At 57.5% G+C, this 21,697-nt stretch carries 23 protein-coding genes and 1 tRNA gene; 16 read left to right on the plus strand and 8 right to left on the minus strand.

Features of this window, described 5'->3' with window-relative positions; all coding sequences use genetic code 11:
• Window positions 1-4 precede the first annotated feature (4 nt).
• A complete protein-coding gene (gene nqrM, locus AC4PR2_RS03765; protein ID WP_004930244.1) occupies window positions 5-232 on the plus strand; it encodes a (Na+)-NQR maturation NqrM in 228 nt (75 codons plus the stop codon).
• Between the two features lie 32 nt (window positions 233-264).
• On the opposite strand, the gene AC4PR2_RS03770 is transcribed toward nqrM, so the two are convergent.
• On the minus strand, window positions 265-1,158 hold the full coding sequence (locus AC4PR2_RS03770) for a glycerophosphodiester phosphodiesterase family protein (RefSeq protein WP_197757422.1): 894 nt from the start codon (window positions 1,156-1,158) through the stop codon (window positions 265-267).
• Between the two features lie 183 nt (window positions 1,159-1,341).
• Here AC4PR2_RS03770 and dinB point away from each other — a divergent pair, with 183 nt between their 5' ends.
• Window positions 1,342-2,403 carry a DNA polymerase IV gene (dinB, locus tag AC4PR2_RS03775; protein ID WP_283439752.1) on the plus strand — a complete coding sequence of 354 codons (1,062 nt, stop codon included), beginning with the start codon at window positions 1,342-1,344 and terminating at the stop codon, window positions 2,401-2,403.
• Between the two features lie 41 nt (window positions 2,404-2,444).
• On the opposite strand, the gene pepD is transcribed toward dinB, so the two are convergent.
• Window positions 2,445-3,905, minus strand: coding sequence for a beta-Ala-His dipeptidase (gene pepD, locus AC4PR2_RS03780; RefSeq protein ID WP_060445719.1), 1,461 nt, complete (start codon window positions 3,903-3,905; stop codon window positions 2,445-2,447).
• 338 nt (window positions 3,906-4,243) lie between these two features.
• Between pepD and gpt the strand changes: the two genes are divergently transcribed.
• From gpt to AC4PR2_RS03825, 9 genes are all read left to right on the plus strand, one after another.
• A complete protein-coding gene (gene gpt, locus AC4PR2_RS03785; protein ID WP_025301674.1) occupies window positions 4,244-4,702 on the plus strand; it encodes a xanthine phosphoribosyltransferase in 459 nt (152 codons plus the stop codon).
• 141 nt (window positions 4,703-4,843) lie between these two features.
• On the plus strand, window positions 4,844-6,091 hold the full coding sequence (gene frsA / locus AC4PR2_RS03790; protein WP_021504999.1) for an esterase FrsA: 1,248 nt from the start codon (window positions 4,844-4,846) through the stop codon (window positions 6,089-6,091).
• 60 nt (window positions 6,092-6,151) lie between these two features.
• Window positions 6,152-6,553, plus strand: a complete 402-nt coding sequence (gene crl, locus AC4PR2_RS03795) for a sigma factor-binding protein Crl (protein WP_033641981.1) — start codon at window positions 6,152-6,154, stop codon at window positions 6,551-6,553.
• Window positions 6,554-6,669: 116 nt separating this feature from the next.
• Window positions 6,670-7,773 carry a glutamate 5-kinase gene (gene proB / locus AC4PR2_RS03800; RefSeq protein ID WP_015376738.1) on the plus strand — a complete coding sequence of 368 codons (1,104 nt, stop codon included), beginning with the start codon at window positions 6,670-6,672 and terminating at the stop codon, window positions 7,771-7,773.
• A gap of 9 nt (window positions 7,774-7,782) precedes the next feature.
• On the plus strand, window positions 7,783-9,036 hold the full coding sequence (proA, locus tag AC4PR2_RS03805) for a glutamate-5-semialdehyde dehydrogenase (protein WP_060440625.1): 1,254 nt from the start codon (window positions 7,783-7,785) through the stop codon (window positions 9,034-9,036).
• 187 nt (window positions 9,037-9,223) lie between these two features.
• Window positions 9,224-9,299: transfer RNA gene (locus AC4PR2_RS03810), tRNA-Thr, on the plus strand.
• Between the two features lie 196 nt (window positions 9,300-9,495).
• Window positions 9,496-9,714, plus strand: a complete 219-nt coding sequence (locus AC4PR2_RS03815; protein WP_015376761.1) for a TM2 domain-containing protein — start codon at window positions 9,496-9,498, stop codon at window positions 9,712-9,714.
• 777 nt (window positions 9,715-10,491) lie between these two features.
• Window positions 10,492-10,833, plus strand: a complete 342-nt coding sequence (locus AC4PR2_RS03820; protein ID WP_192974011.1) for a hypothetical protein — start codon at window positions 10,492-10,494, stop codon at window positions 10,831-10,833.
• Window positions 10,834-10,889: 56 nt separating this feature from the next.
• Window positions 10,890-11,081 carry a hypothetical protein gene (locus AC4PR2_RS03825; protein ID WP_197802438.1) on the plus strand — a complete coding sequence of 64 codons (192 nt, stop codon included), beginning with the start codon at window positions 10,890-10,892 and terminating at the stop codon, window positions 11,079-11,081.
• A gap of 30 nt (window positions 11,082-11,111) precedes the next feature.
• On the opposite strand, the gene AC4PR2_RS03830 is transcribed toward AC4PR2_RS03825, so the two are convergent.
• Genes AC4PR2_RS03830 through AC4PR2_RS03840 form a run of 3 tightly spaced genes read right to left on the minus strand, consistent with a single transcriptional unit; the run spans window position 11,112 to window position 15,140 of the window.
• Window positions 11,112-11,762 carry a CPBP family glutamic-type intramembrane protease gene (locus tag AC4PR2_RS03830; RefSeq protein ID WP_197802439.1) on the minus strand — a complete coding sequence of 217 codons (651 nt, stop codon included), beginning with the start codon at window positions 11,760-11,762 and terminating at the stop codon, window positions 11,112-11,114.
• Window positions 11,759-13,873, minus strand: a complete 2,115-nt coding sequence (locus AC4PR2_RS03835; RefSeq protein WP_492174904.1) for a peptidase domain-containing ABC transporter — start codon at window positions 13,871-13,873, stop codon at window positions 11,759-11,761. The genes AC4PR2_RS03830 and AC4PR2_RS03835 overlap by 4 nt, the downstream gene beginning before the upstream one ends.
• A complete protein-coding gene (locus AC4PR2_RS03840; RefSeq protein WP_330113304.1) occupies window positions 13,866-15,140 on the minus strand; it encodes an HlyD family secretion protein in 1,275 nt (424 codons plus the stop codon). The genes AC4PR2_RS03835 and AC4PR2_RS03840 overlap by 8 nt, the downstream gene beginning before the upstream one ends.
• 388 nt (window positions 15,141-15,528) lie before the next feature.
• Between AC4PR2_RS03840 and mchS3 the strand changes: the two genes are divergently transcribed.
• From mchS3 to AC4PR2_RS03855, 3 genes are all read left to right on the plus strand, one after another.
• A complete protein-coding gene (mchS3, locus tag AC4PR2_RS03845) occupies window positions 15,529-15,942 on the plus strand; it encodes an MchS3 family protein (protein ID WP_197802442.1) in 414 nt (137 codons plus the stop codon).
• A gap of 28 nt (window positions 15,943-15,970) precedes the next feature.
• Window positions 15,971-16,225, plus strand: a complete 255-nt coding sequence (locus AC4PR2_RS03850) for a hypothetical protein (RefSeq protein WP_204275850.1) — start codon at window positions 15,971-15,973, stop codon at window positions 16,223-16,225.
• A gap of 625 nt (window positions 16,226-16,850) precedes the next feature.
• Window positions 16,851-16,988 carry a TM2 domain-containing protein gene (locus tag AC4PR2_RS03855; RefSeq protein WP_164268409.1) on the plus strand — a complete coding sequence of 46 codons (138 nt, stop codon included), beginning with the start codon at window positions 16,851-16,853 and terminating at the stop codon, window positions 16,986-16,988.
• A 51-nt stretch (window positions 16,989-17,039) separates the two neighbouring features.
• Here the strand turns inward: AC4PR2_RS03855 and AC4PR2_RS03860 are convergent, their stop codons facing one another.
• On the minus strand, window positions 17,040-17,573 hold the full coding sequence (locus AC4PR2_RS03860; RefSeq protein ID WP_060423146.1) for a hypothetical protein: 534 nt from the start codon (window positions 17,571-17,573) through the stop codon (window positions 17,040-17,042).
• A gap of 460 nt (window positions 17,574-18,033) precedes the next feature.
• Window positions 18,034-18,954, minus strand: coding sequence for a LysR substrate-binding domain-containing protein (locus AC4PR2_RS03865; protein ID WP_197802443.1), 921 nt, complete (start codon window positions 18,952-18,954; stop codon window positions 18,034-18,036).
• 115 nt (window positions 18,955-19,069) lie between these two features.
• Between AC4PR2_RS03865 and AC4PR2_RS03870 the strand changes: the two genes are divergently transcribed.
• Window positions 19,070-19,792 carry an isochorismatase family protein gene (locus AC4PR2_RS03870; RefSeq protein WP_195873684.1) on the plus strand — a complete coding sequence of 241 codons (723 nt, stop codon included), beginning with the start codon at window positions 19,070-19,072 and terminating at the stop codon, window positions 19,790-19,792.
• A 67-nt stretch (window positions 19,793-19,859) separates the two neighbouring features.
• Window positions 19,860-20,975, plus strand: coding sequence for a hypothetical protein (locus tag AC4PR2_RS03875; RefSeq protein WP_337046369.1), 1,116 nt, complete (start codon window positions 19,860-19,862; stop codon window positions 20,973-20,975).
• Between the two features lie 3 nt (window positions 20,976-20,978).
• Here AC4PR2_RS03875 and AC4PR2_RS03880 read toward each other — a convergent pair whose 3' ends face one another.
• Window positions 20,979-21,683, minus strand: coding sequence for a hypothetical protein (locus AC4PR2_RS03880; protein WP_197802444.1), 705 nt, complete (start codon window positions 21,681-21,683; stop codon window positions 20,979-20,981).
• Window positions 21,684-21,697 lie beyond the last annotated feature (14 nt).

Genomic DNA, 21,697 nt, shown 5'->3' on the forward strand with positions numbered 1-21,697 from the left:
TGCTATGCTGACGGTATTCGCCGCCACCTTCGTGTTGTTCCTGCTGATCGTCGGCGGGATGTCGCTGGGCTACGTGTTCAAACGCAAAAGCCTGCAGGGCAGCTGCGGCGGCATCACCGCATTGGGGATGGAGAAAGTCTGCGACTGCCCGGAACCTTGCGATGCGCGCAAAAAGCGCGAAGCCAAAGCGGCGCAGCGGCGCGAGCAGCTGGACAAGCACCGCATTCTGTAGCTGTAGCGAAAACCCGGCCTTGGCCGGGTTTTTTATTTCGCCTTGCGGAAGCTTTTCGCCTCGGCCGGTGAGTTGACCATCACGCCGTCGGCGCCCAGCGCCAGCGCCTGCTGATACTCCTGCGGTGAGTTGACGCCGAACAGGATGATGTGCGCCGGGCCCTGCGAGCGGAAGCAGTCCATCGACTCTTTATCCCAGGTCAGAAACGCCTTCGAACGCCCTTCGCCGAGGGTATATTTCTCCACCACTTCCACCTCGCGCTTCAGCTCCAGCCCGTACCAGCGCGGCTGCCGGTTATCCGGTTTGACGTCGCACTGGTGCGCCATGGTGACGTTGGCCAGCAGCGTGCGGGTCTCGTCGCGGCTTTCGAAGCGCGGGATGGCCGGCGGCAGCGCCTGCAGGTATTTGGCGTCGGTGGAGTAGACGCGGATGCGGTTCAGGCTGTCGGTGCTTTCCAGCGTCGCCAGCAGCGCCTGGCCAAACTGCGCCGGATCGGCGTCCGGGGATTTGATGTCCAGATAGAAGGTGACGTGCGGAAACGCTTTAAGCACGTCGTCCAGCCGCGGAATGCCGATGCCCTGGCCGCGGAACGGGTGCGTATCCCCCCTGGCGAAGGCCCAGCCAGCGTCGGTCTCGGCCAGTTGCGCGGCGGTGTAGGCAGAGACCGGGCCCTGCCGGTTGGTCAACGCTTTCAGATCCGAGGGGCGATACAGCACGATGACGCCGTCTTTGGATTCTTGCAGGGTGATCCAGATGGCGTCGGCGCCGTTTTTCAGCGCGGTTTCGATGGCGATGCGGGTGTTCTCCGGCGCATCGGCGGTGCCGCCGCGGTGGGCGACGATCGCCGGCGCGTGACCGGCAGCGCTGGCCGCCAGCGCGCTCAGCGACAGCGCGGAAGCCAGCAGCAAATAAGAAAATCTGATCATGTAGGGTACCTTGTCGTTATCGTTGTGGTGAGCCGCACGGGATGGCGGAAATCATACTATTGAAAAATTAAGCTTTTTTAACAACGCGGAAATATCTGGCGGAAACGGTGCTTTCGTCGAATCCTGCGGCCTTGAGCTTTCGGCATCTGACTGTATACTTATACAGTGTTACTGGAGGGTGCGATGCGTAAAATCATTCATGTCGATATGGACTGCTTCTTCGCGGCGGTGGAAATGCGCGACGATCCCAGCCTGCGCGATATCCCGCTGGCGATTGGCGGCAGCGCCGATCGCCGCGGGGTGATCAGCACCGCCAACTACCCGGCGCGGCGCTACGGCGTACACAGCGCCATGTCCACGGCAATGGCGCTCAAGCTGTGCCCGCACCTCACCCTGTTGCCGGGGCGCATGGCGGCCTACAAAGAGGCCTCGCTGCACATCCGCGAAATCTTCGCCCGCTATACCCCGCTGATCGAGCCGCTGTCGCTCGATGAAGCCTATCTCGACGTGACCGACAGCCCGCAATGCAATGGCTCGGCGACGCTGATCGCCCAAGAGATCCGCCAGGCGATCGCCGACGAACTGAACCTCACCGCCTCGGCCGGCGTCGCGCCGATCAAGTTTCTCGCCAAAATCGCCTCCGAGATAAACAAGCCGAACGGGCAATACGTGATCACGCCGGCGCAGGTGCCGGCGTTTTTGCAACAGCTGCCGCTCAGCAAGATCCCCGGCGTCGGCAAGGTGACCGCCAAGCGGCTGGAAGAGGTGGGGCTTATCACCTGCGCCGACGTGCAGCAATACGATTTGGCGCAGCTGCTCAAGCGCTTCGGCAAATTCGGCCGGGTGCTGTGGGAGCGGTGCCAGGGCATCGATCGGCGCGAAATCTCGTCGGAGCGGCTGCGCAAATCGGTGGGGGTGGAGCGCACCCTGGCGGAAGACATTCACGACTGGGAAGACTGCGAAACGCTGATTATCGACAAACTCTATCCCGAGCTGGAGATGCGGCTGCGCAAGGTGAAGCCGGATCTGCACATCGCCCGGCAGGGCGTGAAGCTGAAGTTTCAGGATTTTCAGCAAACCACCCAGGAGCACGTGTTCCCGGTGCTGAACCGGCAGGATTTGCTGGAGGTGGCGCGGCAGGCGTGGCGCGAGCGGCGCGAAGGGCGCGGCGTGCGGCTGGTGGGGCTGCATGTGACGCTGCTCGATCCGCAGCTGGAGCGGCAGCTGGCACTGCCTTGGGAATAAAAAAGCCGGCGGTCGCCGGCTTTTTGCGTTAAGCGCGCAGCTTACGCGCGCTCAGGGATCGCTTTCAGCAGCGAGGTCAGCAGCTTCCAGTACAGACCGACGCTTTCGATATGCACCTGCTCATCCGGCGAGTGCGGGCCGGTGATGGTTGGCCCGATCGATACCATGTCCATGTCTGGATACGGCTTTTTGAACAGACCGCATTCCAGACCGGCGTGGATCACCATGATGTTCGGCGTCTTGTCGAACAGCTCCTGATACAGCTCGCGCACCAGGTGCATCACCGGCGAGTCGGCGTCCGGCTGCCAGCCCGGGTAGCCGCCCTTCGGTGCCACCTTGGCGCCGGCCAGCTGGCCCAGCGCGGTCAGCATCTCGACCACGTAGTCTTTGCCGCTGTCGATCAGGGAGCGGATCAGGCAGATGATTTCCGCTTCGTTTTCGCTGGTAGTGACCACCCCGACGTTCAGCGAGGTTTCCACCACGCCTTTTACCGCGTCGCTCATGCGGATCACGCCGTTCGGCGTGCCGTTCAGCAGCGCCAGGAAGCGCTGCTGGCTGTCGGCGCTCAGCGCCTGCGAAGCGCTGGTGGTCGGCTCCAACAGTACGGTGATGTTCTTCTCTTTGGCGGAGAGTTCGTTCTGCAGCACCGCCAAGAACTCCTGGCTCAGGGCTTTCAGCGCGTCGGCCTTGTCCGCCGGCACCGCAACCACCGCGGAGGCTTCACGCGGGATGGCGTTGCGCAGGGTGCCGCCGTTCAGATCCAGCACGCGCAGGTTCAGCGCCGCCGCATGGGCGAACAGGAAGCGCGCCAGCAGCTTGTTGGCGTTGCCCAGCCCGACGTGGATCTCGGCGCCGGAGTGGCCGCCTTTCAGGCCCTTGAGCGTCAGCTTCAGGGTTTGGTAACCGGCCGGTACCGCTTCGCGCTGCAGCGGCAGGGTAGTGATGAAGTCGATACCGCCGGCGCAACCCATATAGATTTCGCCTTCCTCTTCGGAATCGGTATTGATCAGGATGTCCGCCTGCAGCCAGTTCGGCTGCAGCCCGAAGGCGCCGTCCATGCCCGCTTCTTCGGTCATGGTCAGCAGCACTTCCAGCGGGCCGTGCTCTACGCTGTCGTCGGCCAGCACCGCCAGGGCGGAGGCCATGCCGATGCCGTTGTCGGCGCCCAGCGTGGTGCCGCGCGCTTTCACCCACTCGCCGGCGATATAAGGCTGGATCGGATCCTTGGCAAAGTCGTGCACGGTGTCGTTATTCTTTTGCGGCACCATGTCCAGGTGCGCCTGCAGCGCGACCGGCTTGCGGTTTTCCATGCCTTTGGTGGCCGGCTTGCGCAGCAGGATATTGCCGACCCGATCGCGCTCGGCGTGCAGGTTCTTTTCTTTGGCCCAGGTGAGGATGTGCTGCGCCAGCGCTTCTTCATGATAAGAAGGGTGTGGGATAGAACAGATCTTGGCGAAAATATCCCACAGCGGCTGTGGCGAAAGCTGAGACAATTCAGACACTATAAGTCTCCTGTGACGGCAGGCTCCGACAGGACGGGCGTGCCGCGCGGTTAAGTTGAGTGGGCATCTGTGCGTCGTGGCACGATCATCAGAGAATATCACTTTATTTCCGGCGGTGCGCGCCCCGTATTGTGCGGTTTAAGCGCTTGATCACACGGCTTCGCTGCGGGAACGTTCGTTTTTTCAGCATCAATCACCGGAAAGCCGCGCGGCGGAAATCGCGAGGTTTTCCTCGGTACAGCTGGAATTCAATGCGGCCAGTCTCTATAATCTCGCGCAACCTTTTTTCCCCTGAACTATAAAATAAGCCGCTTCACCGCCGGCTGGGACACGATTCTATGAGCGAAAAATACGTTGTTACCTGGGATATGCTGCAAATGCACGCACGCAAGCTGGCGCATCGCCTGCTGCCTGCCGACAAATGGACAGGCATCATTGCCGTAAGCCGCGGCGGTCTGGTACCGGCGGGCCTGCTGGCGCGCGAACTGGGCATCCGCTATGTGGATACCGTCTGCATTTCCAGCTATGACCATGACAACCAACGCGAAATGAAAGTGCTCAAGCGCGCCGAAGGCGACGGTGAAGGCTTCATCGTCGTGGATGATCTGGTGGATACCGGCGGCACAGCGAAAGCGATCCGCGACATGTACCCGAAAGCGCATTTCGTCACCATCTTCGCCAAACCGGCGGGCCGTCCGCTGGTGGACGACTACGAGGTCGACATCCCGCAGGATACCTGGATCGAACAGCCGTGGGACATGGGCGTCAGCTTCGTTCCCCCTATCGGCGGCCGCTAAGCCCAGCCAGTTCTAAGTCAACGCCCGGTTATGCCGGGCGTTTGCGTTATCTTGGTTTATCCCGCCAGAGTTAGGTACACTACCTCCAGTTAAGTAGGCCTTTTGCGGCCTATCGCCAGATTTACGGAGGCTGTTGTTACCATGGCACAGGCCAACCTTTCTGAAATTCTTTTCAAGCCTAAATTCAAACACCCTGAAACCTCGACGCTGGTGCTGCGCGCGCGCAACAAAGTGAGCGCCGCCATGCATTCCGCGTTGGAAGGCGACACCACCGGCAGCTGGTACCGCATGCTGAATCCGCTGCTGTGGGCCTGGCGCGGCGTCAGCCCGATCGAAATCCACGAAGTGCTGGCGCGCATCGCCGCCTCGGACGCCGAGCGCAGCAATCCGCAGCGGCTGGATACCGTGGTGGGCTACCGCAACGGCAACTGGATCTACGAGTGGATCCATCAGGGCATGCAGTGGCAGCAGCGGGCGACGGAGCAGCAGGATCCGCTGCTCGGCGGCGAATACTGGCTGAAGGCCGCGAGCCTGTACAGCATCGCCGGTTACCCGCACCTGAAGGGCGACGAGCTGGCTGAACAGGCGGAGATGCTCGCCAACCGCGCTTATGAAGAGGCGGCGCTGCTGCTGCCGTATCAGCTGAAAGAGCTGGAGTTTCGTATCGAGGGCGGCGGCAGCGTCACCGGTTTCCTGCACATGCCGGAGAAGGGCGAAGCGCCGTTCCCGACGGTGCTGATGTGCGGCAGCCTCGACACGCTGCAGACCGACTACCACCGCCTGTTCCGCGACTACCTGGCGCCGCACGGCATCGCCATGCTGACGCTCGACATGCCGTCGATCGGCTCCTCCTGCAAATGGAAGCTGACGCAGGACTCCAGCTATCTGCACCAACAGGTGCTGATCCAGCTGGCCTCGGTGCCGTGGGTGGACCATCAGCGGGTGAGCGCCTTTGGCTTCCGCTTCGGCGCCAACGTGGCGGTGCGATTGGCCTACCTGGAGCCGCAGCGGCTGCGCGGCGTGGCCTGCCTGGGGCCGGTAGTGCATCGCCTGCTGTGTGACAGCAGCACCCAGCTGAACGTGCCGGACATGTATATGGACGTGCTGGCCAGCCGCATGGGCATGGCTAATGCCTCGGACAACGTGCTGAAGGTGGAGCTGAACAGCTACTCGCTGAAAATGCAGGGGCTGCTGGGGCGCCGCTGCCCGACGCCGATGATCTCCGGCTACTGGGAGCGCGATACGCTCAGCCCGAAAGAGGAGTCGCAGCTGATCGTCACCTCTTCGGTGAGCGGCAAGCTGGTCGCCATTCCGCGCACCCCGGTTTACGACAGCTTCCACCGGGCGTTGCTGCAGATGTCCGGTTGGCTGAGGGACAAAATGCGTTAATTAGTTGCTAAATTTTAACAGTTTGTTAAAAAGAGTGGTCTACATTGAGGAGGTTAGAGAATGACGTTACCGAGTGGTCACCCTAAAAGCCGACTAATGAAACGTTTTGCCAGCTTGGGGCCGTACCTGCGTGAAGGGCAATGTGAGAACGACCGGTTTTTCTTTGATTGTTTGGCCGTCTGCGTCAATGTAAAGCCCGCTCCGGAGAAGCGCGAGTTCTGGGGCTGGTGGATGGAGCTGCAGGCGGAAGAGGCGCGCTTCACCTATTCGTACCAATTCGGCCTGTTCGACAAAGAAGGCGACTGGACGGCGCAAAACATTAAGGATGATGAAGTGAGCGCCAAGTTGGAAGACACCCTGCGCGACTTCCATCGCCGCCTGGGCGAGCTGCTGGCGACCATGGAACTGGGGCTGGAACCCGCCGACGATTTCAAAGAAAAACTGATCAAACTCTCCGCCTGACCCCGTTTGACCACGTATTGTGCTGATTTCGCGTTGTGCCTGTTGGCATAACGCGTCTCTCCTGTTACAAAGACCTTTGCACTCTTCTTCTCATCATTACACACGGCAGAAATACTATGAACGGCAGCCAGACATTGGTTGTGAAATTGGGCACCAGCGTGTTGACCGGCGGATCGCTGCGTCTGAACCGCGCCCACATCGTCGAATTGGTGCGCCAGTGCGCGCAGCAACACGCCGCGGGCCACCGCATCGTCATCGTCACCTCCGGCGCCATCGCCGCCGGGCGCGAACACCTGGGCTACCCCGAACTGCCCGCCACTATCGCTTCCAAGCAGCTGCTGGCGGCGGTGGGGCAGAGCCGGCTGATCCAGCTGTGGGAACAGCTGTTCTCCATTTACGGCATCCACGTCGGGCAGATGCTGCTGACGCGCGCCGATCTGGAAGACCGCGAGCGCTTCCTCAACGCGCGCGACACCATGACGGCGCTGCTGGACAACCGCATCGTGCCGGTAATCAATGAGAACGACGCCGTCGCCACCGCCGAAATCAAGGTGGGCGACAACGATAACCTATCGGCGCTGGCGGCCATTCTGGCCGGGGCCGATAAACTGCTGCTGCTGACCGATCAGCAGGGCCTCTACACCGCCGATCCGCGCAACAACCCGCAGGCCGAACTGATCCGTGAAGTGCACGGTATCGACGACGCGCTGCGTGCCATCGCCGGCGACAGCGTCTCCGGCCTGGGCACCGGCGGCATGGGCACCAAGCTGCAGGCGGCCGACGTGGCCTGCCGCGCCGGCATCGACGTGGTGATCGCCGCGGGCAGCAAGCCGGGCGTGGTGGCGGACGTGATCGAAGGCAAACCGGTGGGCACCCGTTTCCACGCGCTGGAAACCCCGCTGGAAAACCGCAAGCGCTGGATCTTCGGTGCGCCGCCGGCCGGTGAGATCACCGTCGACGATGGCGCGGTGGAAGCGATGATGGCGCGCGGCAGCTCGCTGCTGCCGAAGGGCATTCGCGAAGTGAAGGGCGACTTCTCGCGCGGCGAAGTGATCCGCATTCGCAACCTGGCGGGGCGCGATCTGGCGCACGGCGTCAGCCGCTACAACAGCGACGCGATGCGCATGATCGCCGGGCACCACTCGCAGGAAATCAGCGAGATCCTCGGTTATGAATACGGTCCGGTGGCAGTGCACCGCGACGATATGATTGTCAGTTAAGGAGTGAGCATGCTGGAGCAGATGGGGAAGGCCGCCAAGCAGGCCTCCTGGCAGCTGGCGGTGCTGAGCACGGCGAAGAAGAATCAGGTGCTGTCGGTGATGGCCGACAGGCTGGAAGCCAGCAGCGAAGCGATCCTGCTGGCGAACGAACAAGACATGGCGCAGGCGCGCGCCACCGGCATGAGCGAAGCGCTGCTCGATCGCCTGCTGTTGACGCCGGCGCGGCTGGCGGCGATCGCCAACGACGTGCGCCAGGTGTGCCGCCTGAACGATCCGGTCGGCCACGTGCTGGACGGCAACCTGCTGGACAGCGGGCTGAAGCTGGAGCGCCGCCGGGTGCCGCTCGGCGTGATCGGCGTGATTTACGAGGCGCGGCCGAACGTCACCATCGACGTCGCCAGCCTGTGCCTGAAAACCGGCAACGCGGTGATCCTGCGCGGCGGTAAAGAGACGCACAACACCAACCAGGCGACGGTGAAAGTGATCCAGCAGGCGCTGGAACAGTGCGGCCTGCCGGCGGCGGCGGTGCAGGCGATCGACAGTCCGGATCGTGCGCTGGTGAACGAACTGCTGCGCCTGGATCGCTATGTCGACATGCTGATCCCGCGCGGCGGCGCCGGCCTGCACAAGCTGTGCCGCGAGCAATCGACCATCCCGGTAATCACCGGCGGCATCGGCGTGTGCCATACCTACGTGGATGCCGACGTCGATTTCGACAAGGCGCTGACGGTGATTGAAAACGCCAAGATCCAGCGCCCGAGCGCCTGTAACTCGCTGGAGACGCTGCTGGTGAACCGCAGCATCGCCACCGAGTTCCTGCCGGCGCTGAGCGCCAAAATGGCGGCGGCGGGCGTGACGCTGCACGCGGCGGAAAACGCGCTGCCGCTGCTGCAGGGCGGCCCGGCGACGGTGGTGCCGGTGAACGCGGAAGATTACGACGACGAATGGCTGTCGCTGGATCTGAACGTGCTGCTGGTGGACGATATCGATCAGGCCATCGACCACATCCGCACCCACGGCACCAACCACTCCGACGCGATCCTCACCCGCTCGCTGAGCAGCGCCGAGCACTTCGTGCGCGCGGTGGACTCCTCGGCGGTGTACGTCAACGCCAGCACCCGTTTCACCGACGGCGGCCAGTTCGGCCTGGGCGCGGAAGTGGCGGTAAGCACCCAGAAACTGCACGCCCGCGGCCCGATGGGCCTGGACGCGCTGACCACCTACAAGTGGATCGGCTACGGCGACGATCTGGTGCGCAGCTAAGGCCGGATTGCGGTAGTAAATACGTCAGGGCGCAGCGTGCTGCGTCCTGATTTTTTTGGAAGGGCCAACGCGCGGCAGTGTGGCTGCTTGCAAAACAACCAAACGCCCCGGCGGCTATTGACTCATTTCGTGCACAGGTCTACCTTGTTCAACGCACTTCCGGCTTGCCCCGCAGGCCCGGCTCGATGCCGATATAGCTCAGTTGGTAGAGCAGCGCATTCGTAATGCGAAGGTCGTAGGTTCGACTCCTATTATCGGCACCACCTCTCCTTCAGATTCCCTTTGCTTACCTTTTCGCCGGTTAAACAACCGTTTAATCATCCGCTGTTATAATTACCCCTGTTGAGTCTTGATGGATGAATGTTTTTCTCCTCAAGCATTGTGATGCGGCGCTCTGTGGAGCGGCATCCGTTTTTTGGACATGCCGGTGGTTCGGTGAGAAGTTAGGAGAAGTGCACTATGAGCAGAAAAGACAAGCTCGCGGCGGCCCTGCTGGCCATCTTCCTGGGTGGGTTGGGCATTCACAAGTTTTACTTAGGCATGAAGTGGTGGGGGCTGTTCTACCTGCTGTTCTGCTGGACGGGGATCCCGGCGATTGTCGGCTTTATCGAAGGCATTATTTATCTGTTCCAGTCGGAAGAGAAATTCAACCAGAAATACAATCCTGGTCTGATTTAACGCGTTTTCTGGCGGCGCTTCCTGTTAAGGGGAGCGCCGCTTTTCATTCCGCTACTGTTTTTTCATCATCATCTTGCCGCGCATCTCTTTGCTCATCATTTTATTCGAGCTGGAGATTACGCAGTTATATTGCTTGCCTTGGTTGATGATCATAAAGGTGCTGACCGGATTTGCCACAGGGGCAGTGGGTTGAAGAGCAGGACTTATCGGACATTATCTGTTCAGAATCCTGAGTGAAGCATAGGAAATCATAGCGCGCTCGCTGACGGAATACATTAGAGAGCGGCCACAACAGGTTACTTCGGAACAAGTCTAAGCGGTCATTTTAAGTGGGCAAAAATAGACTGGCCAATGTATATCTCAGGTTGCCATTTTTAGCGGTATTGTTATTGTCATTTTAAAAATTGATACAGTTTGCATGATGTCTTCCTGATTTCATGGCCTATAAGGCATAGGTCTAGTATGCAGATGTGTGGCATATGGAGTATATAACCGCTATGCCATTTTCGTTCTTTTTCTCATCAGATGCGAAAACAGACATACTCGGATCAAATATCCTATGCATAAAGGGTGTACTGGATAACGTCAGTATTGCTACCCTGTCATTTTTAACCGGGCGTCGCCGGAGTGCAGTCAGCCCTGCGAATGATGATCTAGTAATGAAAAACTTAAAATTTTCTAACAATTTCTCCTTGAAACCTCACGTTGTGTGGGTTAATAATTAGTCGCTTTACATAACTTTACACACTGTTGTTTCATCATCAAAAGGAGTTGTTTATGAAAGTTATTGATCCTTCTATGCTGGGTTTTGTCTCTGGCGGTCGCGGTAACAACGGCGGCGATCGTACTGATAATGGTGGCGGCTCTCGCGGCCATGATTCTGGGCGTGATGCCGCGGCAGCGGCAGCGGCAGCTGCCGGAGGTGTTATCGGAGGGATGCTCACTGGGCCAGGTGCACCATTAGGTGCGATTGCAGGTACCGCTCTCGGTGGTGTTATTGGCGCGGCCAGTTTTGATGCTGCATGGAATGCCACTCACAGTAACAACGGCGGTAACGACCGTGGTGCCTTTGGCGGGGACAGCAACAAAAACAGTGTTAATGGACAATGCCACTGGTAATTCAGTGCTGGCCGGGAATACCTCCCGGCCACTCTAAAGGAGAAGCTCATTTCGCCATGAAGAAATTTATCCGTGTTTTTTTTCTTTTTCTATTTTGTTTTACCGTAGTGGATGTTGTTCAAGGGGCTGAATTTAAATCAATTTTAGTCATAAAAACCCTATGCTATTCTGCCGTTATCGCATTAGTCTATGCCTTTGTGACCAGCGCATGGTGGAAAAAAAATGTGCTGAGACTCAGGAAAAAGTGATGGGTGGAGGCCTTGTTTTCGATGCTAACGCTATGAAAAGTAATAGCTAGTCGCCATGATGAAGCCATTCATCAGCATATGCAGCAGTACCGGCATGGCCACTCCTCTCGATACAATGCGTGCAGCAATCAAAAGCAGCGATACCAGTGCCAGGATCATGAACGTGCGGATATCCGAGTACTGGGTATGCAGGATGGCAAAGACAGCTGACGTCGTGAGTGCAGACCAATAGATATTGCCTTTGAATATCTGCAACAACCCACTGAAAAGACACCCTCTGAATACCATTTCTTCGTAAATGGGAACGAGAAAGACCAACAGGAGCGTGTTCACCCAAAATACGCAGCCCCTTACCGCTTCTTGTTCGGTCATCCAGCTTTCTGCTTTCCTAATCCCCAAAATATAGGCGCCTAGGTATTGGAGCAGCAGAATGAATACCGTGAACGCAATCATTAACCGCCCGTTAATTTTTCCCACGCCCATACCGTGCTCTTTGCTAAAAAAGGCCAAATATAACGGGACGATGAGCCCGAACTCGAGGAGATACAGCACGGGTAGCATCAGACCGGTTTGCACAAACGCGGCGTTATCGCTCAGAAACCAGGGGTAAAAGGACAGGCCCACCATGAGAAGAACCAGCGCAAAACAGGCCAGCGTAAATGCAAAGCGTGATTTGTTCATTGATCCGCCTTGTGGGTCAGAACGATGACGCGATCGGCCGAGGCAATGGTGGTTTCGCGGTGGGCAATAATCACCCGTGTAATGCTGAGTGCCTTAATCGCCTGATTCACCTTCGCTTCACTGTCCTTGTCCAGCGCACTGGTCGCCTCGTCCAGGAACAAAATCGCCGGTTTCTTGTAAATGGCCCGGGCAATGAACAGGCGTTGCTTCTGTCCGCCGGATAATCCTTCCCCCAGTTCGCCGATCAGGGTTTCATACCCCATAGGCATTCTCATGATCACTTCATGCAGATAGCTGGCTCGGGCGCAGGTTTCCATCCATGCGTTATCTACCTCGTCCACGAACCCGCAAATATTTTCCCGGATTGAGCCGGAGAACAGTTTGTCGTCCTGCATCACGCAGGCGATCATCTTGTGGTAGTTGTTGATGCCGAGCTGCCGGATATCGACGCCGTTCACCTCGACCTTCCCTGAATCCGGAGGAAACAGCCCGCACAACACCTTCATCAGCGTGGTCTTGCCTGCCCCGGACGGGCCCACGATGGCTACGCTTTCTCCCGGTGCAACGTTGATGTCCAAGGCATCAAAGACCGCCGGTGACTGGCTGTCGTATCGGTAGCTCAGAGCGTGGGTGGACAACCTCATCGGTTGCATTCCCGAGATATATGGGAGGTCGGGCTTGCGATCTTCCCGTGGATGCAGGGCAATATCGGCAATGCGTTCGTTATGCAGGCTCATCATGCGAAGCTGCAGTAGAAACGCCGTCAGAGACCCGATACGATCGGAGAACTGGCCCCGAAAAGCACCGAACGCGACGAACATGCCGATAGTCATTTGATTATCAATAACTAGACTGGTTCCCAACCACAGAATAACAACCTGGTCACAGGCCGCCACGAAGGTGTTGATCCCGCCAAACAGCATGTCCATTCGGGTGATCCGGATACCGGTATTGATGCTGTCGATTTCAAGATTTAGCCAGTGGGCGATGCGGCGTTCCGCCATGCCCTGCATCTTGACGGTGGCGATACCGTACAGCGTCTCCATAAAATAGGAACCGGCGCGGGCATTTCTCACCAGCGCCTCTTCGGACAGCTGGCGATAATACCCGTAGGTCAGCAGGCGTATCAGCACATAAAGCGCGGTGAACGCGATCACCACCCAGGTCAACCAGCCACCATACAGCACCATCATCACCAGCACGCCAATCACCATGATGCCGTCCATGATGGCGCCGATAATACTGGTGGTGAAAGTGCTGCGCAGCGTATCCAGTGAACTGAAGCGTGACTGAATGTCACCCAGCTTACGCCGTTCAAAGTAACCGAGCGGCAGGCGCAACAGGTGGGTAAACAGACCGGATTGCCACTGCACGTTGATGAGCGTCGACATGACCAGTCCGGACCAGGCACGCACCATGCCAATGGCGGCCCGCAGCAGGATGAACAGCATCAGCCCAACGCAGATGAGCGTCAGTAACCCGCGATCCCCGGCAGGAATAGCGTGATCCATCACCAACTGCGTGCCGATGGGCATCACCAGGTTGATGGTTTCGAACACCAGAGACAGGCAAAAGATTTTGCCGAGCGCCCCCTTGAGCCCGTGTACGCTGCCAATCAGCGTGCGCAGGTGAATGCGGTGGCGAATGCTGTCGGCGGTGAATTCGCTGCCAGGCCAGGCCTCAAGCGCTACGCCGGTGAAACTGTGCGACAGTTCCGTCAGGCTTATGACCCGGCGTCCGCGCGCCGGATCATGCAGCACCGCGCGGTGACCGTTGACGCTGACCAGCACCACGAAATGGTTGAATTCCCAGTGTAGAATGCAGGGCAGTTTCAGCGCGTTGAGTTCGTCCAGATCCAGAGACAGGGGACGGGTGCTCAACCCTAGTTGCTCGGCGATACCGGTCAGTCCAACCAGTGTTGCACCGCGGGTTGACAGGTTGAACTGCTGGCGCAGCGCGATCAGGTCGATGGTTTTTCCGTAGTAACCGCATATCATCGCCAGACAGGCCAGCCCGCATTCCGACGACTCGGTCTGGTGCACCATGGGAACCCGGTGACGTAGCCGCAGATCCAGTTGGCTGACCAGCTGTTTGAATGCAGGCTTACTCATTGACCGGCCCCGTCGCGCTGTGTTTCATGTCGTAGAACGGCGACAGCATCCACTGATAAATCCTCCTTTTTTCCAGAAACAGGGTGCTTTGCGCTTTCATGCCGTTTTCCAGGCTCAGACGTTTACCGTCATAGGCAATGGCCTGTTTTTCCGGAATGACAATCACCTTGTAGTACGGCACGGCGGCGGTCAGCGCCGCTTTGGGTGCCCCCTGATAGGTCAGCATTTCCTGCGGTGAGGCCGGGGCTTTGGAAATGACGGACACCGTACCGGCAAACTGGCCGAATTTTTCCGCCGGGAAGGCGTCATAACGTACATTGACCTTGTCACCGGCAGCAATGTAGGGGATGGCATCGTTAGGTATCCACAGCACCAGGGCGTAGTGATCGATGTCGTGGGGGATCACTTGCAGCAGACTGTCACCCACGTTGACCATCTGGCCAACCGTGACGCTCAGAGAATCGATGCGGCCATCGGCCAGCGCACGAACGATGATCGCTCCACCGGCATCGATGTTGAGCCGCTCCTTCTGCAGCTCGTAGCGCTGCAGCTCCATCTGGTAGATCTGGTTGTCGAAGTTGGCGGCCTGGGTATGGATCTGGCTTTCCAGCGCGGTGATCTGCAGTGCATTCTGTTCGTTCTGGCCGGATAGGCCCAGCAAGTTGTTCTGCTGCTGGTAATACAGCGCCACCTGGTTGGTGAGCTGATCCTTGTTGATCAGTCCCTTGGTCTGATAGTGTCGGTAGTTCTCCATGTTCTCCTTCATGATGCGTATCCCTTCCTGAGCACGCCGAAGGATGTCGGTTGAGCGTGAGAACGCGGCGGTATATTGCGCCTTCTGTTTTTCCAGCATAGTGAGCGTGGCCTGCTTACTGCTTTCCAGTCGGCTGATGATTTGCGCAATGCGTGCCAACTGGCCATCGATATCCCGTTGCTGGTTATCGCTGACTACACCGCTACGTGTGCTTTTGCTGACGTCAATCTGGTAAATGGGCGCTCCGACGGTGATCACCTGCCCTTCGGTGACAAATTGTTTGACCACTACCCCTTGAACCGTGGAGTAAACGTTGGCCGCGCGGGGATAGGTGCTGATCTCGCCGGTCACATTGATCCGCCGGGTATAGGTACCGGCGATCACGAAGGTGAGAAAAGCAATGAGAAAAAACAGGCAGAGCCCTGCCGTGAGCCAAAAGGGAATGCCAGGAAGTAGGAGCGCCCGGCCACGCCATTTCATTTTCTGATTATCGATCGCTTCCTGGCGAAACACCTTGTTACTTCCTTATAAAGAGAGGGGGAATTTAGTCCTGCCCTATTATGCCGTCAACAATTCGTTAAACACCAGCATTGCGGTGAGCTGGTGTCACTAGATTATTGAGCAATATACGGGATAAAACTCTATCGTGGAGTGTTCGGCATTCAAGCTATGTTCAGCCAGCGTCTCCTGCAGCTCACTTTAACTGAATGCCACATTTGCAGTGCCAGTGTACCTCTCACAGGACGATGTTATGCAGAAAAATAGCCTTAGAGGGATTCATACGCTGCTCCCTCTGTTCAACGAAGGCATTACCCTATCTCTGCATGATATTTTCAACATTGCCTCTTGAACCCGATTTGTTTATAGTGCTAAGGTAATGAATAAAGGGAACTCGAGGGTAATGGAACTTACTATGCGAATTTTAAAACTTCTTATTCCATTCTTGATATTACACTCTTCTTTTCTGAAGGCAGCTGAAAACACAGAGTATGAAATACTGAAAAAGACATCTTTTTTTTCGCTTGGAATGAATGGCTTTGCTGGTAAAATAAGTGACGGTGAAATGGCATATAACGCCATTCTGAATAAGAATAACTCAAAAGACATTTTTATTAGGTTGGCAAAAGATGAAAAAGCCACTCCAGAAGCCAAGCTATATGCTGCTTGCGGCCTAATCAAGCTATCTTATCGCGAAATGGACCCTCTTTTTCTGCCATACAAGAAAAACAAAATTACCTTACTCAAAGGTGATGTGTTAAGACGTGTTTCATTTTACGATGAATACACGTCAGTATTGAAGCATGGATGTGAGTAATAAAATATTTTTTATAAGGAAATTATTAATGAAAGAGTTAACAGGTAACATGTTAGCATCAGTAAGCGGCGGATTTGTAACTGATGGTCACCGTGAATCCACAAATGTAGTCGATCAACGCGGTGTTGATAACGGGACTTATATCGATGCAAACGGGACATGTTGGGCCCCCGGAACGCCATCAAGTGTAATGTATCCTAATGGCGGTGGGCCTTCTTGGGGGAGTATGGTTGATTTTTGCCTAAATAAAGGCTTGTCAGCAGATTGCAATGGTCATTTCTGATAGTTAATCATTCCCTGAATATCACAGCCGCCTTGCCCAGGCGGCTATTCCCACTGCCTTTAGCTTTTTCAGTCAGCGCATCAACGGCCAGTTTGTATTTTATTTTCGACACAACCCCACTGTAATTAGACACTCTGCATTGTGCAAAATCACTGCGTTATCATGTTTGTGCTCAGTCCGATTCCGAACGACGGCCGCACACGTTGTTTGCGGAGAAGATCAGTATAAGGAGAAGGATACATAACTGTGAGAATGAGGACTCTATTGGTGTGTTCGAAAACAAGGGGAGATACGCCGACAAGATCTTTGTTATCCCCTCCCCAACCGGAGAGAGGACAACGATTAATTTATCTCTTTGCGGGAGGGGGATATTTCTCGTAGGTGTCTTCCAGCGCCTTGCGGAGATACAAGTACTCTTGTGTTTCCTGATTGTCTCCCCACACCTTTACTTCCCAGATGTGATTATTATTTGCGTCGCTTTTTTTATAAATGATTTCGATGGATTGCCGCAGTAAGTATCGATGTACTGGCGGAACTTCTTGTTGCTGTATCCTGACACGTTCTCTTTGGTATGTGCGTCGTGATACCCGTCCCACAGTTTGGAAAGCTCATTGTTTACCTGGGCATGAAGTGGTGGGGGCTGTTCTACCTGCTGTTCTGCTGGACGGGGATCCCGGCGATTGTCGGCTTTATCGAAGGCATTATTTATCTGTTCCAGTCGGAAGAGAAATTCAACCAGAAATACAATCCTGGTCTGATTTAACGCGTTTTCTGGCGGCGCTTCCTGTTAAGGGGAGCGCCGCTTTTCATTCCGCTACTGTTTTTTCATCATCATCTTGCCGCGCATCTCTTTGCTCATCATTTTATTCGAGCTGGAGATTACGCAGTTATATTGCTTGCCTTGGTTGATGATCATAAAGGTACTGACCGGATTTTTAAAATCCTTGTCGATGGTGAAATAAATATAGGCCTGCGGCAGTGCGGCCGGTTTAAAGGCGCCGAAGGCATACACATCCGCCAGGCCCAACGCGGAGAGATCGACCGTCAGCTCCATGGGCTTCATGGAATCCGGTGATGGGAACATCGATTTGGCCGACATCATCATGGTGCTGCTGTTAATGGTGTAATCGGTTTTAACCTTCATGCCCATATATTTCGATTCCGGCATGGAAAGTTCTTTTTTGCAGGCGGCGTCGTGCTGTGGCGCCGGGCTGCCGTTTTCCATCACGGCGTGCACGTGTTCCAGCGTCACCGCCGCGCTGCCGGTGGTAGGCTGCGCATCGGCCGCGTAAGCCGCGCCGCTGAAGGCGGCTACAGAGGTAAGGATGATGCCTGTAACGATTTTCATTGTCGCTCTCCGGAATACTAATAATGATATTAATTGCGGTGTGTAGCCTATTGGTTTGATAAAACGCAAGGTTACCCGTTCCGTGGAAATTAAATTCCCTCGGAATATTGCTATAAAATAGTTTTTACCCTCGTGGCTAGCGGGGTTGATTTAACTTTGCTAGACGCCTTTCTCTTTTTTATTTGGCGTTTTTATCTGCATATAAATAGTATGTCTAAACATAGTCAATGTTTAGAATATACACAAATTATTGCGGTTTTTTTCTGCATTCATCTTTCATTTTTTAATCTGGTTGTAAGTATTTCATTGATATGCAGAGAGTTATTTCTTTACGTTGGAATCACTCTGTGAAGCGTTATTTATGTGATCCGTGCAGTTACATAAATAACGTCAGGTGCATTCCGTATATATTGCCAGGCTTATTATTGACTTTGTTTGGAATAATCATCTTTACCTGCGGTTAGCGGTCGTCCAGCAGCGGCGGTATTTCCCGGCAAAAAAATTCGATCAGCGCTTTTACCGCCGGTGGCATACCACGCCGTGATGGGTAAAGCAGCACCAGCTCGCCATTTTGTGGATGCCACCCGCTGAGCACCTCTTGTAAATCCCCCCGCGCGAGCGCCTGGCGGCAGGCATAGTAGGGGATACCGCAAATGCCTTGTCCATCAAGGGCGGCATGCAGGATGACCTGTAAATTATCGCTGCTTAACCGGGGCGAGAAGGGCACGTTAATCACGGCGTTTTCCGGCCCGTAGAGCCGCCAGCCCGGCGCGCCTTGCTGTGGCGGGTAAAGCAGGCAGGACATATCGCTCAGCTGCTGTGGCGTTGCGGGGGCGCCGTGTCGCGCCAGCCATGCCGGGCTGGCGGCCAGCAGCCATTTGGCGGTGCCGAGCCGCCGTTGAATGAGCCCTGCGGCCTCGTTGGCGATGCCAAGTCCGCGGAGGGTGAAGTCCAGCCCTTCTTCCAACAGATCTACCCGTCGGGCAGTGACGTGCGTTTCCACGTTCACTCGGGGGAAGCGCGCCATGAACGTCGGCAAAATAGATGCGATCACTTCGTCCGCCAGCAGCGGTGACACGCTGAAGCGTACGGTACCGTTCGGTTCCGCCAGCGTGCGCAAGGCCGCCTGCTGGGCCTGATGCGCTTGCTGCATCATTGCGACGCAGTGCTGATAGACCTCGTGGCCGACGTCGGTGAGTTGGAGACGCCGCGAGGTTCTTTGCAGCAACCGCAGGTTGAGTTGGCGTTCCAATTGCGCCACCTGGCGACTCAGGCGAGAGGTGGGGATACCCAGCGCTTTGCCGGCAGCGGTAAATCCTTTGTGCTCAACGACCTGGGTGAAAAAATACATGGCGTTGAGATCGAGCGGAAAAACAGACATCGCGCACCTCATTGTGATCATTTTTGCAATGATAGCTTCTATTGTCGCCTATTTAACCCTCATTGATGCGGTTTTATCCTGCAGGCACACCATTGTTGAAATGAGGATAAGCATCATGAAAACCCTTTACCGCACGTTGGCCTTGGCCATTGCGATGGCCGGGGCGGCGCAGCCGGCCTTCGCCGCGCCGGCTGCGTCGCAGCCACATACTCAGACGCAGCAGGCGTCTGGCCCTTTGCAGCTGTTGGATCGCAACAACTCGGTACTGTTGTTGGTTGACCATCAGATCGGCCTGATCACCGGCGTGCGTGATATGGACAGCGCGACGCTGAAGCATAACGTCGTGGCGCTCGCCAAAGCGGCCCAGGTGATGGGGATCCCGGTGGTCGTGACGTCGACCGGTGCCAACGGTCCGTTCGGGCCGATCATTCCGGAGCTCAAGGCTGCGTTGCCGGGTGTGAAAATTATCGATCGCCACAGCGTCAACGCCTGGGACGATGCAAACGTGCGCAAAGCGGTCGAGGCCACCGGCCGCAAAAAGATCGTGATCGCCGGCGTATCGCTGGAAGTGTGTGCCGGGTTCCCGGCGATCACTGCCAAAGTGGCGGGGTACGACACCTATGTGGTGATCGATGCCTCCGGCACTTTCAACCAGTCCAAGCATGAAGCGGGAATGGCTCGGCTGATTCAGGCCGGAGTGATCCCGACGGATTACGGTACGGTGGGAGTAGAGTGGCTGGGGGATAATGGCGATGCCAAAGCCGGTGAACTGTACGGGGCGCTGGATATGCCGGCGACGACCTTGGTGAACCAGCTGTTCCAGGCCAAGGGCAAATAGCGCCTGGCCTGATGGCGATATTTTTCAACCCCGCTAACCGCCTGAGCTAGAATCAGGCGGTTTTCTCGTGGAAAAGGATATCGCCATGGCCGCCTGGGCCCTTTTGATCGTCGGTTGGTTGTTGATTTGGCAGGATCACCCGGTTTTCGGCGTGCTGTGCATCGCGCTGTTTGCCGTGCTGCAATGGGCGAAGTACGCCGCTAAAAGCGCGCAAGACCCCGCAGAGGCGGCAGAATGGCGCAAGACCGACTGGCGCTCGCAGCCGATTGAGATGGCGCACGCCGGCGACAGCGATCGGCAGATTGGCGGCGTGGGGGAGCTGGGCATGGGCGGCCCCAATTTTTGGACGCTGCTGCTGCGTGACGGGGCGATTGTGCATAGCGCCTGTGCCGCGCCGCAGGACGTGGACGGCGGCAAGCTGCGCCTGATCCCGACCCGCAGCCGCGAGGGTGAGGGGCTGACGGTGTACGAGCCTGCCGCCCGAGTGGTGTACGCGCTGCCTGCATTGACCGATGGCGAGCAGGACGCGTTGGCCGCCGGTTCCGCTGAGGCGCTGGCGCGGCTGCGGGCGAGGTGTCGGCAGGCGGAGGCTACGCCGCTGCGTCAGCTGCGCGGTCTGTGGGTGCCTCAGTGGACTGAGGATCCGGCGGATCGTCTGGCGATCGCCTTATCCAGCGGGCGGGCGCTGGCGGCGCGCTCGATGTTGCCGACGGATTTGCGCCATGCGGACGATCCTACCGCGTTGCTGCATGCGCCGCCTTATGAGCTGTTGCTGGATCACAGGCCGACCAATCTCTTCGTGCGCGATCTCGATCGCGTGGCGGAATCCCCGGCGGGCGACGGCTTGAGCGTCGGCGGCTGCCAGTTCCACGGTGAGCATATCGTCGATGGTCTGTACCATCTGCACTTCGCCGGCGAGTGGTTCAGCTTGCTCTCTCACGCGCACAAACCGGCGGGCGGGCGCGGTTCGGACACCACTTTTTTCGTCGAGCGGGTCGAGCCGCAAGACGGCGGGGTGTTCGTGATTGAATGGGATGCCTACGGCGTGGGGCCCGACGGGCGTGCGCCGCGCGTAGCGGCGCCGCCGGTCTTGGTTATCGCGGTGAGCTGGCAGGAAGCGCCGCTGCAGCTGCCCACGGCCAATAACCGCGTGACCGTGCGCTTGCCCAACGCCACGGCGTAAGGCTTAGGGCAGCACCCTGACTTCGCCGTTGTGCAAGGTCAGTACGGCGATCGGGCTGCCGGAGAAGCACTCCCTAAAGGCCCAACTGCTGGGCCGAAACGCTGCCGCAGGCAGCCCGGCCTGCCACTCCTCCCATTGCGGAGCCGGCCGATCCGGCGGCAACAAGAAGGTGACCAGCAAACCGGCTTCGCAGCGCACCCTTTGGCCGCTCGGGCGGGTAAAGGTGTGCGCGCTCGCCAGCTCCATCACCGGCGGTAAAACCTCAAAGGCGATGATCGGCACGCCGGCCACGCTCTGCGGCTGAGGAAAACGCACGGCGGTCACGCCGTCCATCGTGATGGGGCTGTCTTCGGTGCCGGGCAGGCGTGGCTCCTGGCGATTTACCCAGCTTCCCTTCGGCAGCGTGATTTCACCAAACGGTTTTGCCTCGTCGAGCGTCAGGTAGCTGCGTTGATTCCAGCGTTCTTCCGCCCGCTGGCTCTTGATGTCCTGGATGGCCATGCCGATCAGCATCAGCGCGCACGCCACCGGGTAGACCGCCAGCGCCGAGGCCAGCAGATAGCCGCCCCAGGAGAGCGGCGGTCGCGGTCGGCCGCAGCGGGCGGCGATGTAGCGCCAGCCCCACCAGGTGAGCAGGATACCGGTGAGCAGCAGGGCCAACAACAGCGCCAGCAATCCTGCGGCGCCGGCGCCATAACCTAGCAGCATGGCAGGTTCCTCAT

Source organism: Serratia sp. A07, from assembly GCF_058725505.1.

Excerpts from the sequence above, each read along its gene's own strand:
- nqrM (WP_004930244.1), top strand. The coding sequence starts at position 5 with ATGCTGACGGTATTCGCCGCCACCTTCGTGTTGTTCCTGCTGATCGTC.
- AC4PR2_RS03770 (WP_197757422.1), bottom strand. The coding sequence starts at position 1,158 with ATGATCAGATTTTCTTATTTGCTGCTGGCTTCCGCGCTGTCGCTGAGC.
- dinB (WP_283439752.1), top strand. The coding sequence starts at position 1,342 with ATGCGTAAAATCATTCATGTCGATATGGACTGCTTCTTCGCGGCGGTG.
- gpt (WP_025301674.1), top strand. The coding sequence starts at position 4,244 with ATGAGCGAAAAATACGTTGTTACCTGGGATATGCTGCAAATGCACGCA.
- frsA (WP_021504999.1), top strand. The coding sequence starts at position 4,844 with ATGGCACAGGCCAACCTTTCTGAAATTCTTTTCAAGCCTAAATTCAAA.
- crl (WP_033641981.1), top strand. The coding sequence starts at position 6,152 with ATGACGTTACCGAGTGGTCACCCTAAAAGCCGACTAATGAAACGTTTT.
- proB (WP_015376738.1), top strand. The coding sequence starts at position 6,670 with ATGAACGGCAGCCAGACATTGGTTGTGAAATTGGGCACCAGCGTGTTG.
- proA (WP_060440625.1), top strand. The coding sequence starts at position 7,783 with ATGCTGGAGCAGATGGGGAAGGCCGCCAAGCAGGCCTCCTGGCAGCTG.
- AC4PR2_RS03815 (WP_015376761.1), top strand. The coding sequence starts at position 9,496 with ATGAGCAGAAAAGACAAGCTCGCGGCGGCCCTGCTGGCCATCTTCCTG.
- AC4PR2_RS03820 (WP_192974011.1), top strand. The coding sequence starts at position 10,492 with ATGAAAGTTATTGATCCTTCTATGCTGGGTTTTGTCTCTGGCGGTCGC.
- AC4PR2_RS03825 (WP_197802438.1), top strand. The coding sequence starts at position 10,890 with ATGAAGAAATTTATCCGTGTTTTTTTTCTTTTTCTATTTTGTTTTACC.
- AC4PR2_RS03830 (WP_197802439.1), bottom strand. The coding sequence starts at position 11,762 with ATGAACAAATCACGCTTTGCATTTACGCTGGCCTGTTTTGCGCTGGTT.
- AC4PR2_RS03835 (WP_492174904.1), bottom strand. The coding sequence starts at position 13,873 with ATGAGTAAGCCTGCATTCAAACAGCTGGTCAGCCAACTGGATCTGCGG.
- mchS3 (WP_197802442.1), top strand. The coding sequence starts at position 15,529 with ATGGAACTTACTATGCGAATTTTAAAACTTCTTATTCCATTCTTGATA.
- AC4PR2_RS03850 (WP_204275850.1), top strand. The coding sequence starts at position 15,971 with ATGAAAGAGTTAACAGGTAACATGTTAGCATCAGTAAGCGGCGGATTT.
- AC4PR2_RS03855 (WP_164268409.1), top strand. The coding sequence starts at position 16,851 with ATGAAGTGGTGGGGGCTGTTCTACCTGCTGTTCTGCTGGACGGGGATC.
- AC4PR2_RS03860 (WP_060423146.1), bottom strand. The coding sequence starts at position 17,573 with ATGAAAATCGTTACAGGCATCATCCTTACCTCTGTAGCCGCCTTCAGC.
- AC4PR2_RS03865 (WP_197802443.1), bottom strand. The coding sequence starts at position 18,954 with ATGTCTGTTTTTCCGCTCGATCTCAACGCCATGTATTTTTTCACCCAG.
- AC4PR2_RS03870 (WP_195873684.1), top strand. The coding sequence starts at position 19,070 with ATGAAAACCCTTTACCGCACGTTGGCCTTGGCCATTGCGATGGCCGGG.
- AC4PR2_RS03880 (WP_197802444.1), bottom strand. The coding sequence starts at position 21,683 with ATGCTGCTAGGTTATGGCGCCGGCGCCGCAGGATTGCTGGCGCTGTTG.